This is a genomic window from Chryseobacterium polytrichastri (assembly GCF_900142445.1).
In the GTDB taxonomy this organism is placed as follows: domain Bacteria; phylum Bacteroidota; class Bacteroidia; order Flavobacteriales; family Weeksellaceae; genus Chryseobacterium; species Chryseobacterium polytrichastri.
In genome coordinates, this window is sequence record NZ_FRAV01000008.1 from 158,241 (window position 1) to 171,488 (window position 13,248).

Below are 13,248 nucleotides of genomic sequence, written 5' to 3' on the forward strand. Positions count from 1 at the left end.
AAAAAAATAAAAGTAATTTTATGAGCAATCATTTGTTTAAACTAATCGTTTGTTATAATTGAGCTGCGTACAATACATTGAATAATCAATTTTTATTTTGTATTTCTATGTTAATATTTTTAATCTATTTAATCTATTTAGATATTTTTCGTCATATAATTCTTTTTATTATATTTATATCGATTCTCATCGTAATAATTAGTTTTCGCTTAATAGTTTTTATCCTCGGCTGTTGTCGGGGATTTTGATTTTATAATACTTTATACCTGTTTTTATCGTTTTGAATTGTATTTTTTAAATGTAAAACTTTTATACATTATTTTTTTCTACGTATGCAAAGTTGATCAATTCAACAACTGCTTTTTCGATCTCTGCTCTGCCTTTATCTGTTTTCATATCAATACCGCAAAACTTGTTGGCATTGTATCCTGTATAAAGATTTAAGTAGTAAGCTCCAGAAATAATTAAAGCCATAATTGCTCGGTATCTAGTAGCATTCTCACCAAAATGAGGATCGGTAATATGTTGAAATAATACATCTCCTACTTCTTCTCGCTGTTCTACTAATTTTCTAAGAATAGGTTTGCTTTCTGAAAGTTCCCAAAGAATAATCTTTTGAAGTTCCTTGTTCTTCTTCAGATTTTCGAACTGGTTAAGTACTGCAATTTTAGAAAGCTCTTTACCGCCGTCAGAAAGATCTACTTCCTCCGTCTGATTAAACTTCGTCCAATAATCCTGAGACTTGATATATTCGTCAATTAATTTATCAGTACTTCCAAAATATTCATAAATAAGTTTTTTATCAAAACCTGCAACATCTGCAATCTTACTTACTTTTAAACCTGAGTAACCTCTTACTTTTAAAATTTTACCAACTGCGGCAAGTAATTTTTGTTTAGTTTTTTCTTTATCTCTGATAGGACCTTGCACTACTTTTCTGGGCATACTATTGGTATTATTTTAATTTTTTTTGCAATATGCAATTTTTTGTTAATATCTTCAAACGTATTCAGCTTTTTATCATGATGTTTTTTCTCATGTATAGTCATTAGGCTTATTTTATTATGTACAGCTTTTCCGGCAACAGAAGGGTAGTAAGCATGATTGGTTTAATAAAAGTAATTGAATATTATTCAATTACTTTTATTAAAGAATAAGCACTAATCTTTATAGGAATTATAACAATAGGTATACTATTGTACCTGGTCGCAAATCATCCATCCTTTTTTTGAGTGTAATAGTACTTTTTTTAGATTTATTTATTCGAGACCAAGATGCTTTTGGATACTAAATTTCGAAGACTTTTTAATTATAATGAATTTTTTTATGGCTGATTATGAGTTATTTGTGTGTTTTTATTTTTTTTTCAATATTTGGTGATTTATAATTTAATTAGTTAACTTTGATAGATAAGGAGTATGCAGAAAATCCTAAAGAGTACGCAAAATCACTAATACCAAATTTTTATGAAAACATCAAACAAACTCCCAAAAATCTTGAGGAAGACCAAAAAATTGCAACTTGTTGCAGGCATTGTGTTATCACTTACATTTTCGAATTCGTTACATGCTCAGAATGCTTCTTATTCCGTAAATAGTATCCCAATCGGAGGATCACTTAATGCTGCTTTTGGGGTAGGTGCATTACCAAGTGTTTCAGGACTGGCTAACGTAGCGAATGGTTATCTTTCAATGAATGCCAATACTTCAGGAAGTTATAATACAGCAGCAGGTGCCTATTCACTGAATCGTAATGTCTCTGGAAATTATAATGCTGCCTTTGGTTATCAGGCATTATTAGGGACTATGTCTGTAAACAATACAGCAATTGGATTTAGATCATTGTACCTAAATACCACGGGTACTGATAATTCTGCAAATGGTTTCGCAGCACTTTATACCAATGCTACAGGTACTTTTAATACGGGACTAGGCAGTGGAGCAGATGTAGCATCCAATGCTTTGACCAATGCCACAGCTATCGGTGCCGGAGCCATAGTAAATACGAGTAATAAAGTAAGAATTGGGAATGCTACAGTAACTGTAGTGGAAGGACCTGTTGCCTATACATTTTCTGATGGTCGTTTTAAGAATAATGTAAAAGAAGAAGATGTAAAAGGATTGTCATTTATCAGTCAGTTAAGACCCGTGGTGTATAATTTAGATACCAATAAAATAACAGAATTTTGGTCCAAAAATCTTTCTGAAGAAGCACGTGCAGTATCTATGAATCAGAATTTTACCAATGCTAATAATATTCGCCATAGTGGCTTTATAGCACAGGAAGTGGTAGAAGCGGCTAAAAAAGCTAATTATAATTTTAATGGGATTCATACCCCTGAAAATGAAAATGATAATTATAGTCTAGCATACAGTGAGTTTGTTGTACCCTTGGTAAAAGGGATGCAAGAGCAGCAAAAAATGATTGAAAATTTGCAACAGCAGGTCAATGATCTTCAAAAAAAGCTGGAATCAAAATTTACAAATAATCAATCTGTGCTAGTTTCATCGATGGAACAAAATGTACCCAATCCTTTTTCTCGGGAAACGGAAATTAAATATAATATAGTTGGACAGTTTAGAAGCGCTCATATTGTTATCTACGATTTGTCAGGTAAACAGATTAAAACTGTACCGATTAAACAGGCTGGTGCTTCTTCTGTCATAATAACTTCCGATCAGTTGGTAGCAGGTCTATATATGTATTCTATATGGGTAGATGGTAAGCTGATTGACTCAAAACGAATGGTTGTTACAAATTAATAGTGTCTTAATGATGATATGGGCTGTTTATAATTTTTAAACAGCCTTTTAAATTTCTAATTATACCTGAACATAACTGATTTTACGTTAAGGAATATATTCCGTAAGAAATTTTAGGTATCTCATATCAGAATTGGGTAATAGGAGTTACCTGGACTTTTGATGGAGTAATGTGGGCAGGGCAGAAATTAGGTTAATAAATAATTTACCTATTACTCTAATATTGATTTTTAAAATTAATGCTAGAATATTTTTCTTAAAACATTGGTACTTTATTTTTCGTTTTGCTTAGATTAAAGATAGTTTCATTAGGATAATGCCCTTTAGCTCATTCTATGTAAAAAAATAAGTTTCAATATTTCTTTTACATAGAATGTTATTTGTATTTTAAATATTCCTTTATCAGTCATTATATTTTATTATTGAATTTTAAGTTCTTCTTTTTCATATATTTACATGAAATATTAATGATTTATGAAGAAAAAAGTTGTTCTTGTTCAGGATAATGAAGATATCCTGGATATAATGGATCAGGTTTTGACGGAGGAAGGTTTTGATGTAATTCCATCATTAACAACAGAGTCTATCGAAAAAATTGACGAGATTGAGCCTGATATAGTGATTGTAGATGATCATATCAAAGGAAACAAGAAAGGCTCAGAGGTTATTGAAGATCTGAAATCTGAGCCAGAAACAGAAGATCTATCGGCTGTTCTGACTTCCACTTCTCATAACTTACCTAAGGAAGCAAGGGATTGCAAAGCAGATGACTATATTAGAAAACCATTTGATATTGATGATATGATAGAGGTGGTGAAAAAAAATTCGTAATTCTTAGGTCATGTTTATAATATGATTCTTTTCACTCAAAAGTAAATTGACACTGAATGAGGTTAATAAGTTATTTCGTTATATTTAAACAGCCTTGTAATGAATAAAGTCTATTTTAATCCTAATTCATCATCAGTTCATTTTTAGGTGATTAATTTTGGTACTAACCATTTTAATGTATTTGGGTCATCAAATTATTATTTCAATTGAAAATAAATTCATAATTTTTTTAGTAATCGATATTTCATTGGATATTCTTGGAGAAAGTGATTGTTGTTTTTTTCTTATATATTATATTTCCTGCTCTTCATTCTTCAACTTAAGAGCAGAATCATAAATTTTTCTTTAATCCTTTCACATATTAAAATAATGATTTTAACTTATAGATGTAAATAGGAGCGCTTTGTCATTAATTAATAAATTCCAAAATTTTAGGAATATCAGAATTTTTATATTCGGAGTATAGGTGAGTGTGAAATTCATTGAGTTTTTTTAGTATTCTCAGAAGTTCATTCTTTTCTTTTTCGGTTAATTTTCCGGATAAGATCTTAGAAGTCTTGTTGACATTGGCTACTGATTCATGAAATGTTTTCTCCCCTTTTTCTGTAAGATTAAGTCGTTTACTTCTTTTATCTTCTACGTCGTTTTTTTCTTCTAAAAGCCCGGCTTCTAGTAACCTTTTAATAATCTGGGTTCCTGTTTGTTTTTCGTGACCATTTCTTTCTATCAGTTGAATTTTTGTAAGATCAGGCTCATCTTTAAGTCGGTATAAATAAGTGAATTCTTCATTGGCTAAATCTGGGAAATCACTTAAGCCTTTTCTTATCAGAAGCTTAGAGTATCTTCCTAATAACAATATTTGTTTGCAGATTTCGTTTTCGGTAAATGATACTTGATGATTTTCATTTTTAAAAAGCTTGGTCGGGCTCTCTTCTGCATATTTTTTATCATTCATCCAAACACGGAAATCTTCCACATTACAATTGGGTTTGTAGGAGTCAGAATTTTCAAAATCTTTTACTTCGAGCAGAAGATTGATAAAAAAATCAGTTTGCATAGTTTAAATTTAAGGTAAAGATATTTGTTTTTTTCAGTTCATCAAAGTTTAATATTTCCCATGCCGCCGTCAATTCCTATGATTTGTCCTGTGATCCAAGATGCTTTGGAGGATAATAAAAATTCAGCCATTTTTGCTATTTCTTCTGCATTTCCGATTCTCTGTAATGGATGTCTTTTGGCAGAAGCTTCCCGTTTTTCAGGAGTGGAAAGCAGTTGTGAGGCAAGAGAGGTATCTGTTAATGAAGGAGCAATTGCATTAACTCTTATCTTTTGATTAGAAAATTCCGCGGCAAGACTTTTTGTTAAACCTTCTACAGCGCTTTTACTTGATGCAATAGAAGAGTGAAAAGGCATTCCTAATTTAGCAGCTACAGAACTGAATAATACAATAGAGGCATCTTCGGATTTTTTCAAATTCGGAAGCAATTTTTGGATACATGTAACGGCGCCAAGAACATTAATTTCAAAATCATTTTTAAAGTCATCAGAGGTAAGTCGGTTAAAAGGTTTCAGATTGATACTTCCTGGTGCATACACTAAGCCGTCAACAATATCCGGGAAATTAATATCGTCAAGATTTCCATTAACAATATTCATTTGATGAAATTCAATACTAAGATTTTGAACTTCAGGATTAGAACTTCTTGAAATGCCAATAATGTGATTGCTTTCTGATAATAACTTTGCAGTGGCAAATCCAATTCCCTGACCGCAGCCAATGATCACTATATTTTTCATTTGGTTATATTTAATTTTACAATTAGTTTAATGTATTCTAGATCAAATTTTATCGTTTTGAAATTTTATTATGGCTTATTGTTCGTTGTCTGCTGCATTTAAATCGGTCCATTTCCAGGCTTCTTTTCTTTGCATGTTTATGACTGATTCCTGAGTTGACTCTTTTTCTCCAAAGCTTAAAACTTGAAGATTTAAGCTCTGAACGCATCACTTCAATGACTTCCGATTCGCTGATGCCAAATTGAAATTCTATGGCTTCAAAAGGGGTTCGGTCTTCCCATGCCATTTCAATGATACGGTCTGTTTGTTCTGTAGTAAATTGCTTCAGCATTCTTATAAATTTTCCATAAGTTGTATTGCTTCTTTAAAATGAGCTGACTTCTTTTCTTCAGGCATCTTGTCGAGTGTTCTCAACATCATTCCAAGCCTTGGATTGGTTTTGAAAAATGTACGGTTATCATTGATGAAACTCCAAAAAAGGGCATCCCATTGTTCTGTCCATTTTCCATCAGAATAATCACTCATTTTTTTGATATAATTACTTCCGCTGATATAAGGTTTAGTACTCATTTTCCCACCATCAGAGAAACTACTCATCCCATACACATTCGGAACCATCACCCAATCGTATGAATCAATAAATAATTCCATAAACCATTGATAAACCTCATGAGGATTGAATTTGCAGAGATTCATAAAATTGGCGAAAATCATTAGCCTTTCGATATGGTGAGCATATCCCGTTTGCAAGACCTTCAAAATACTACTGTCAATAGGTTTAATATTTGTTTCGGCGGTGTAAAACGATGTAGGAAGAGGGCGGGTATGCTTCCAGTAATTTTTATTTCTCTGGAAACTTCCCTGATAGAGATAAACACCCCGCACAAATTCTCTCCAGCCTAAAATCTGTCTCACAAAGCCCTCAAGAGAATTGATCGGAATACTATATTCTTTCGCATAATTTATAGATTTTTCTAATACATGTACAGCAGTCAAGAGGCCGATGTTAAGCAAAGGAGAAAGTACACTGTGATGAAGAAAATGCTCATGCTCCACAATACTGTCTTCATAAATCCCGAATTCTGAAAAACGCTGTTCCAGAAATTGATTTAACCAGTTTTCAGCTTCATCAAAAGTAACAGGATAAAGTTGATAAGAAGTCAGATTACCGTAGTTTTCACTGTAATGTTTTTCCGTATATTTTTTTGCTTCTTCATAATATTTGCTGTTTTCCGGGAAATGTAGGGCTGGGGCTTTTTTATGTTTAGGATATTTCTTTCTGTTCTCTGCATCGAAAGTCCATTTTCCGCCCAAAGGTTTCCCTGCACTCATCAAAATATTCCGGGATATTCTTTGCTGTTTGTAAAAATCGGTCTGATGATAAAATTCTTTACCTTCGAAATAATCTTTTAGATCATCTCTTGTATTAATGAATAATGGGGTGTCAAGAATATCCAATTCCAATTTTGTTTGTCTGATTCTTTTCTCCAGCCAGTTGTCGCAAACATCAGTGATGATGATTTTTTGGTATTTCTCTTTTTCTAAATTGATGATCAGATTCTGAATATCAGATAATTCTGATGTACTTTCTATGTAATGAACTCTGAATCCGGATTTAATCAAATAATCTTCATAAAATTTCATGCTGGCTCTATGAAGAGCAATTTTTTGTTTATGAAAAGCATATTGTTTGAAAAATAGAAATTCCTCCACCAAAAAAACAGGCTGATCTTTATCCAAATAATCAGTGTCTTTAAAAAGCTGATGGGGAAATATCAATTGTGCAATATATGATTTTATTGTAGGCATAATTCAGGATTTTAATTAAATCTTTTGTGCATCTGATGATATTGATTTTTTATTTTTTCGGCATTTTTCACTGCAGTATTTTACATCATCCCAATTTTTTTTCCACTTTTTTCGCCAGTTAAAAGATAATCCGCAGACTTCACAAATTTTTGAAGGTAAATTGGCAGGCATTTAGAGGATGAATTTTTTATAATTATTAATCACAATATCTTTTGCTCTCAAATCGTGCATCATATTATATAAGCCAAAAAAAGTTCTGTTCAGATAAATAAAATGTTTAGAACCTCTATTGGTATTCATTTCTTTTATATCGCTGAGTTTTGCATAACGTTGCCCAATATCTGCAATTTCCTGAAAGAATTTTTCATCAGAAAAGTCAAATTTTTCACTGTTAAAAGGTCTTGTAAATAATTCAAGCAATTCGTAGAAAAGTTTGGTGAAAAATTCCTGTTCCCGCTGAGAATCATCATTACGTAAGATTTCAAGCTGATATAATTTTTCTCTGTAAAATTCAGCATTATTCAAATTCTCCGTTTTAGCTAATTCAAAATAAGGTTTGTAGAAATCGTTCGGAATTTCCTTTATACATCCAAAATCGATAACGAGTAATTTTATGTCATCAGAGATCAGAAAATTTCCAGGATGAGGATCTGCATGAACCTGTTTTAAAATGTGCATTTGGTACATATAAAAATCCCAAAGTGTTTGTCCTATTTTATTTAGATCTTCTTGAGAGTTTTCTAGTTTTGTAAACTCTGAAAAGTGTTTTCCGCTCAGCCAGTCCATTGTGATTATCTTTTCACAAGAAAACTCAGGATAGTATTGAGGAAATTGAGTGTTTGGCAGATGACTGCATTTTTCAACAATGTACTGACTTCTTTTCAGTTCCAGATTATAATCTGTTTCCTCAAACAGTTTGCTTTCAACTTCTTGAAAATAAGATTCTGAACCTTCTTTTTTGATGTTGAACATTTTCATGGCGATGGGTTTTACCATTTTCAAATCACTGGAAATACTTTCTCTTACTCCGGGATATTGAATTTTTACAGCAAAATTTTTATCTCTTTTTTTAGCTTTGTGCACTTGCCCAATACTTGCTGCATTCACAGATTCTGTAGTAAATTCATCAAATATGTCTTCTGGGTTTTTTCCAAAATATTTTCTAAAAGTTTTCTTTACCAAACCTCCGGAAAGGGGAGGTACTGAAAATTGAGACAATGAAAATTTGTCTACATAAGCTTGAGGCAAAATGTTTTTCTCCATACTCAACATCTGTGCTACTTTTAAGGCAGAACCTTTTAGCTCTTTAAGAGAATCGTAGATGTCTGTTGCATTTTCTTCATTGAGGGTTTTAAGGGCTTCCTCTTCGTTTTTATCTTTTGTTATTTTATTACCGTAGTACTTGATGTAATTGACCCCAACTTTTGCTCCGGCTTTCAACAAACTGCTTGTTCTTTCTAACTTTCCTGTTGGTATTTTATTGAGTGTTTTCATTTAACTTTTTTTGAATGTTTCTTTGAATAAAAATTTTCCAAGATCAAGTACCTTTCGCAAAGGTTCATTATCCATTAACTCAAACCCGGTATCAATTGTTTTCTCAATGAATAGATCTGTTTTTTCAAAGGAAGGCGAAGTGTCTTTTTTCCAAAACTCAATGACTGAAACCAGGTGCAACCATAATGCTTCTTCTCTAGCTTTTTCGTGTAGGTTTTTTATATCATTTTTGGCTTTCTTCAATATTTCCCAGTCATTAAAGTCTAATGTTTTAATATAATTACGGTGTGTTTCTTTGAGGTGATTCGAAATTTTTGCAGCATGCAATTTATCATTTCCCAATATCATAAGAACCAATGATCTGTTCATTGTTAAATTTTCAAAGAAGATAAAATAAACATTCAATAGTTTTTCTTTTGAAGTGACTGCCTCTGAATCATTCACTTGTGCAGCCAATTCTATCGATTTGGTAAAAAGACTAGCGAGCATCTGTTTTTCTATCTGCTCAAAACTTGAAAAGTAATCATAAAAATCTTTTTCTTCGAAATCATTGTCCTTAGCAAAACGATAAATATTTTTAGGCCGTTCTGCATGATTCAATATATAATCACCATACAATTCAAATAGTTTGTCTTCAGTAATCTGATTTTCCTTTTCCATTTTAAATTTTATTTAAAACAAATTTAGTAATTTATTTTACTATTTAAATTAATAATGTATAAATTTGTACTATATAAATGATTCAAAATATAACTAATGTTGAAAATACAGGCTCAATCTAATATACCCACAGATTTTGGAATGTTTACCGTTTATGCATTTTCTGAAAATGAAAATGACTGGAGTCCTCATTTGGTATGGGTCGCTGAAAAAACAGATTTTAATACTATTGTTAATGTACGCTTCCATTCGGAGTGTATAACTGGAGAAGTTTTTCATTCCAGGAAGTGTGAATGTGGACAACAACTGGATGCTACAATGAAATTTTTATCAGAAAACGGAGGTATTTTAATTTATTTAAGACAGGAAGGAAGAAATATTGGGATTATTAACAAACTAAAAGCATATGCTCTTCAGGAGCAAGGTCTTGATACGGTAGAGGCCAATTTGAGACTGGGTCTGCCGGCAGATGGTAGAAATTTTGATGTAGGAATTCAGATACTGAAAATTCTCAATGTCTTTAAAGTTAATTTACTCACCAATAATCCTGAAAAATTAAAGGTATTTAATAATAGCGGGATTTTACTTAATGAAAGAATTCCTTTGGAAATTGAATCTAATCCAATCAATGAATCTTATCTTACTACAAAGAAAGATTATTTCGGTCATCTTTTGGATAAGCTTTAATTTTTCTATTGGTATCATAAAATGTTTATGTAAATTATTAAAAATAATATTTTATATGAAAAAAATATTACTCACAGGAGCAACTGGTTACATCGGCAAAAGAATGATCAGTGTAATTGCAGAGAATGGCTATAAAGTGGTTTGCTGCAGTCGTGATGTCAGTCGTTTTTCAAAGCCAGATGGAATCAAAGATGATTTGATAGAAGTAATTGAGGTTGATTTTCTGAAAGAAGAAACATTGAAGAATATTCCGTATGATATTTCCGGCGCCTATTACTTGATGCATTCTATGAGTACAAGTGATGATTATGAAGAATCTGAAAAGACTTGCGCTCAGAATTTTGTTTCTGCTATTGAGAAAACCCAGTGTGAGCATATTATATATTTATCAGGATTGGTGAACCAAAAAGAATTATCAAAACATCTTAATTCAAGATTTAACGTGGAAAAGTTATTGATTGAATGTGAAATTGCTGTTACTGTTTTGCGGGCTGGAATTATCATCGGTTCTGGGAGTGCCTCCTTTGAGATAATCCGTGATCTTGTTGAAAAGTTGCCTGTGATGATTACTCCTAGATGGCTTAATACGAAATGCCAACCGATAGGTATTGCGAATGTTTTGGATTTTCTCATTTTCACTCTGTTCAAGAAGGAAACGTACCATAAAAGTTTTGATATTGGCTGTGATAATGTTCTTACTTACAAAGAAATATTGATGGGTTACGCCAATGTGCGCGGTTTAAAACGAAGCATTTTTATTTTACCGGTAATGACACCAAAATTATCATCTTACTGGCTGTATTTTATCACTTCAACATCTTATAATCTGGCAAGTTCATTGGTAGGAAGTATGAAAATTGAAGTTGTTTGCAAGGACGAAAGTTTATCTCAGATTAAAAAAATAACCGGAGTTACCCCTTTTTCATATAGGGAGGCTTTGGAGAGAACGATGGCTAAAATTCAGGCCAACGAAATACTTTCTAGTTGGAAAGACAGCTTTATCAGCAGCAGAAATGACTCCTCACTCAAAGAATATATCGAAGTGCCTCATTTTGGATGTTTTAAGGATGTTAGGAGCGCAAAATATGATGACAAGGAAAAATGTCTTGACCGTGTTTTTGGAGTGGGAGGAAACAATGGTTGGTATGGACAAGGTCTTTGGAAGATAAGAGGCTATATGGATGTTTTGGTTGGTGGTCCTGGTCTTAGAAGAGGAAGAACACACCCTTTACAACTTCACGAAGGCGACGCTTTGGATTTCTGGCGTGTTATTTATGCCAATAGAGAAGAAGGTAAATTAATCCTTTTTGCTGAAATGAAATTACCCGGAGAAGCTTGGCTTATGTTCAAATTATACAAAGGAAAGCTTTGGCAGAAAGCTGTCTTTCGACCAAGAGGGTTGTGGGGAAGATTGTATTGGTATTCTGTATTACCGTTTCATGGATTGATTTTCAAAGGGATGGTAAGAAAATTGGCTATTGATCGTTAAAAATATTAATACAATAGCTTATATTTGAGTTTTATAGTCAATTTTAAAACGATAATATGCCCATAATTAGAAGTTCAGACCAAAAGAATAAGAGACTTGAGGAATTCTACAAAGAATTGACAAGTGACAATGCAACTATGGTTGAAAATGAAATTGGAAAGGTAATGTTCGATTTTATTTCAATGGTAAACGAAACTTTTATTAAAACGACATTATATGGATTGACTTCTCATTATTCGCTTTTAATTCAAGCAACAGACAGTTGGGAAGATGGTTGGTTTGTGAGGGTTTATAGTATCGGAGACAAAAAATTCCAATTTGAATATAAAATGTCTAAAAATCAAAGTCCTTGGAATTATGCCGTCGTTAAAGGACAGGCAAACACAATTTACGAAGCAAAAGACTTTCTTATTATTGCAATGACTGAAAGTGAAGGCTGGTCAGACAATAAAGAATTGAGAAAACTCTATAACAAGTTAAAAGATAGAAAAACAGAAAAGACGAAATTTACATTGTGGTTAGAATTTGAAGAATTTGACTCAACAAATTGGGACAAAGAAAATGAGTTCTGCAATATTCATGTTGACCTGGAAGACGGGCGACACTATGGTCTTAACGTTTGGACATACAGTTTTTTAGAAACTGCAATTAGTGAAGACGAGAAAACAGGACAAAATTTAAGTGGACTTTATCAAAAGCCACCAGACTTATTTGTAAAAGAACTAACAAGAGAATGTATTCAACAAACAATTGAAGACTTGCTCAAAATGGGTAATTTAGAAAAAGTATTGAACCCAAGTATATATGATAAACAGCAGGAAAAATAAAAAACTGGCTATAATAGCTGTTTCAGGTAATTGCAAATTTTGTAGTGAATTCATCTTTACGCTTCGCAAGAAGTTTTATCTTTAATCGGCTAATATAAACTTTGGAAGTTCGCAACTGTATGAAGAGGCGGAATGTTGTGTGTAGTTTTCGAATGGCAAAAATAACTAATGAAAATATGGTGGCAATTTGGGAATTAAATAGTGATGATTATTTAGCTCCTTAAAGACAGATCGAATTGGAAGAATTGATTGGGATTTTAAAACGAACAAAAGCTAATGATAGTTTGTATAATGCGTATTTCCAAAATAGTTATAAATTAACAGTTTATGAACGAGAGCAAATTGGTTGTAGATTAGCTAAAAAAGTAAGAATAAAAAAGAGTAAGGGTTAAAGTCTGTTGGATACATTAATTTTTTGTTTTGCAGCTCTAAATAGATGTTTTTAATCCAATTAATATTCCCTACTCTTTTTTGGTAACATTTTTAAAGAGGCTTATAAACTTAAATAAAAATATCATATGGATATGAAGAGTATAGAAGATTTAGTCGATTCACTTCTTAAAGAAACTAAAGATTTGGATTTTCTAATCTGTGAATTGAATAAAAATAAATTTTCTCAAGGAGAAACTCATTTTATTCTAAATAAAAAATTTAAGAATATTTATTCCTTTCAAGAAATTGGAGAAAAAATAATAAATTCTCATTGTTGGAAAAAAATGTTAAATGAGAATTTATTAATTGAAAATAATATAATTGATTTTTTAGAAAAAGAGGATTAAATAACTCCTAATTCTTTTAGAGCCTGTTTAAATTTTATTGAGTAATAATTTTATAGCAGATAATTTGACCATGTTTTCAGAGGATTCCATTAGAAGTTCATAGTTTCTGCATA

15 protein-coding genes are annotated in these 13,248 nt (G+C 31.8%); 7 read left to right on the plus strand and 8 right to left on the minus strand.

Annotation, left to right across the window (positions count from 1 at the left end; translation table 11 throughout):
• Positions 1 to 309: 309 nt before the first annotated feature.
• A complete protein-coding gene (locus BUB80_RS07175; protein ID WP_073292246.1) occupies positions 310 to 945 on the minus strand; it encodes a TetR/AcrR family transcriptional regulator in 636 nt (211 codons plus the stop codon).
• A 521-nt stretch (positions 946 to 1,466) separates the two neighbouring features.
• Between BUB80_RS07175 and BUB80_RS07180 the strand changes: the two genes are divergently transcribed.
• Together BUB80_RS07180 and BUB80_RS07185 are read left to right on the plus strand one after the other, a co-directional pair.
• Positions 1,467 to 2,762 carry a tail fiber domain-containing protein gene (locus BUB80_RS07180; protein ID WP_083547098.1) on the plus strand — a complete coding sequence of 432 codons (1,296 nt, stop codon included), beginning with the start codon at positions 1,467 to 1,469 and terminating at the stop codon, positions 2,760 to 2,762.
• 474 nt (positions 2,763 to 3,236) lie between these two features.
• Positions 3,237 to 3,593 carry a response regulator gene (locus BUB80_RS07185; RefSeq protein ID WP_073292250.1) on the plus strand — a complete coding sequence of 119 codons (357 nt, stop codon included), beginning with the start codon at positions 3,237 to 3,239 and terminating at the stop codon, positions 3,591 to 3,593.
• Between the two features lie 409 nt (positions 3,594 to 4,002).
• Here the strand turns inward: BUB80_RS07185 and BUB80_RS07190 are convergent, their stop codons facing one another.
• Genes BUB80_RS07190 through BUB80_RS07220 form a run of 7 tightly spaced genes read right to left on the minus strand, consistent with a single transcriptional unit; the run spans position 4,003 to position 9,353 of the window.
• On the minus strand, positions 4,003 to 4,650 hold the full coding sequence (locus BUB80_RS07190; protein ID WP_073292252.1) for a MarR family winged helix-turn-helix transcriptional regulator: 648 nt from the start codon (positions 4,648 to 4,650) through the stop codon (positions 4,003 to 4,005).
• 41 nt (positions 4,651 to 4,691) lie between these two features.
• The gene (locus BUB80_RS07195; RefSeq protein ID WP_073292254.1) at positions 4,692 to 5,390 is read right to left on the minus strand and encodes an SDR family NAD(P)-dependent oxidoreductase; all 699 of its coding nucleotides are present in this window, start codon (positions 5,388 to 5,390) and stop codon (positions 4,692 to 4,694) included.
• Positions 5,391 to 5,439: 49 nt separating this feature from the next.
• Positions 5,440 to 5,721: a TIGR03643 family protein gene (locus BUB80_RS07200; protein WP_054509433.1), complete on the minus strand. Its 282-nt coding sequence runs from the start codon at positions 5,719 to 5,721 to the stop codon at positions 5,440 to 5,442.
• 2 nt (positions 5,722 to 5,723) lie between these two features.
• Complete coding sequence (locus tag BUB80_RS07205) at positions 5,724 to 7,199, minus strand: cryptochrome/photolyase family protein (RefSeq protein ID WP_073292256.1); 1,476 nt, start codon at positions 7,197 to 7,199, stop codon at positions 5,724 to 5,726.
• Positions 7,200 to 7,214: 15 nt separating this feature from the next.
• Positions 7,215 to 7,370, minus strand: coding sequence for a DUF2256 domain-containing protein (locus BUB80_RS07210; protein ID WP_073292258.1), 156 nt, complete (start codon positions 7,368 to 7,370; stop codon positions 7,215 to 7,217).
• A complete protein-coding gene (locus BUB80_RS07215) occupies positions 7,371 to 8,693 on the minus strand; it encodes an ABC1 kinase family protein (RefSeq protein ID WP_073292259.1) in 1,323 nt (440 codons plus the stop codon).
• Entirely contained in the window at positions 8,694 to 9,353 is a 660-nt protein-coding gene (locus BUB80_RS07220; protein WP_073292261.1) for a TetR family transcriptional regulator C-terminal domain-containing protein, read from the minus strand.
• Positions 9,354 to 9,449: 96 nt separating this feature from the next.
• On the opposite strand from BUB80_RS07220, the gene ribA reads away from it, so the two are divergent.
• The 5 genes from ribA (at position 9,450) to BUB80_RS07240 (ending at position 13,135) form a co-directional block, all read left to right on the plus strand.
• Positions 9,450 to 10,040 carry a GTP cyclohydrolase II gene (gene ribA, locus BUB80_RS07225; RefSeq protein WP_073292263.1) on the plus strand — a complete coding sequence of 197 codons (591 nt, stop codon included), beginning with the start codon at positions 9,450 to 9,452 and terminating at the stop codon, positions 10,038 to 10,040.
• A gap of 55 nt (positions 10,041 to 10,095) precedes the next feature.
• Positions 10,096 to 11,529, plus strand: a complete 1,434-nt coding sequence (locus tag BUB80_RS07230; protein WP_073292265.1) for an SDR family oxidoreductase — start codon at positions 10,096 to 10,098, stop codon at positions 11,527 to 11,529.
• Positions 11,530 to 11,585: 56 nt separating this feature from the next.
• Complete coding sequence (locus tag BUB80_RS23815) at positions 11,586 to 12,356, plus strand: hypothetical protein (protein WP_228433711.1); 771 nt, start codon at positions 11,586 to 11,588, stop codon at positions 12,354 to 12,356.
• 284 nt (positions 12,357 to 12,640) lie between these two features.
• The gene (locus BUB80_RS24065) at positions 12,641 to 12,748 is read left to right on the plus strand and encodes a hypothetical protein (RefSeq protein ID WP_394334054.1); all 108 of its coding nucleotides are present in this window, start codon (positions 12,641 to 12,643) and stop codon (positions 12,746 to 12,748) included.
• 132 nt (positions 12,749 to 12,880) lie between these two features.
• On the plus strand, positions 12,881 to 13,135 hold the full coding sequence (locus BUB80_RS07240; RefSeq protein ID WP_139262583.1) for a hypothetical protein: 255 nt from the start codon (positions 12,881 to 12,883) through the stop codon (positions 13,133 to 13,135).
• The last annotated feature ends 113 nt before the right edge of the window (positions 13,136 to 13,248 follow it).

Bases quoted from the DNA above. Each gene is read 5' to 3' on its own strand.
- BUB80_RS23815 (WP_228433711.1), top strand. From the start codon at position 11,586: ATGCCCATAATTAGAAGTTCAGACCAAAAGAATAAGAGACTTGAGGAA.
- BUB80_RS07190 (WP_073292252.1), bottom strand. From the start codon at position 4,650: ATGCAAACTGATTTTTTTATCAATCTTCTGCTCGAAGTAAAAGATTTT.
- BUB80_RS07175 (WP_073292246.1), bottom strand. From the start codon at position 945: ATGCCCAGAAAAGTAGTGCAAGGTCCTATCAGAGATAAAGAAAAAACT.
- BUB80_RS07210 (WP_073292258.1), bottom strand. From the start codon at position 7,370: ATGCCTGCCAATTTACCTTCAAAAATTTGTGAAGTCTGCGGATTATCT.
- BUB80_RS07200 (WP_054509433.1), bottom strand. From the start codon at position 5,721: ATGCTGAAGCAATTTACTACAGAACAAACAGACCGTATCATTGAAATG.
- BUB80_RS07205 (WP_073292256.1), bottom strand. From the start codon at position 7,199: ATGCCTACAATAAAATCATATATTGCACAATTGATATTTCCCCATCAG.
- BUB80_RS07220 (WP_073292261.1), bottom strand. From the start codon at position 9,353: ATGGAAAAGGAAAATCAGATTACTGAAGACAAACTATTTGAATTGTAT.
- ribA (WP_073292263.1), top strand. From the start codon at position 9,450: ATGTTGAAAATACAGGCTCAATCTAATATACCCACAGATTTTGGAATG.
- BUB80_RS07240 (WP_139262583.1), top strand. From the start codon at position 12,881: ATGAAGAGTATAGAAGATTTAGTCGATTCACTTCTTAAAGAAACTAAA.
- BUB80_RS07230 (WP_073292265.1), top strand. From the start codon at position 10,096: ATGAAAAAAATATTACTCACAGGAGCAACTGGTTACATCGGCAAAAGA.
- BUB80_RS07215 (WP_073292259.1), bottom strand. From the start codon at position 8,693: ATGAAAACACTCAATAAAATACCAACAGGAAAGTTAGAAAGAACAAGC.
- BUB80_RS07185 (WP_073292250.1), top strand. From the start codon at position 3,237: ATGAAGAAAAAAGTTGTTCTTGTTCAGGATAATGAAGATATCCTGGAT.
- BUB80_RS07180 (WP_083547098.1), top strand. From the start codon at position 1,467: ATGAAAACATCAAACAAACTCCCAAAAATCTTGAGGAAGACCAAAAAA.
- BUB80_RS07195 (WP_073292254.1), bottom strand. From the start codon at position 5,390: ATGAAAAATATAGTGATCATTGGCTGCGGTCAGGGAATTGGATTTGCC.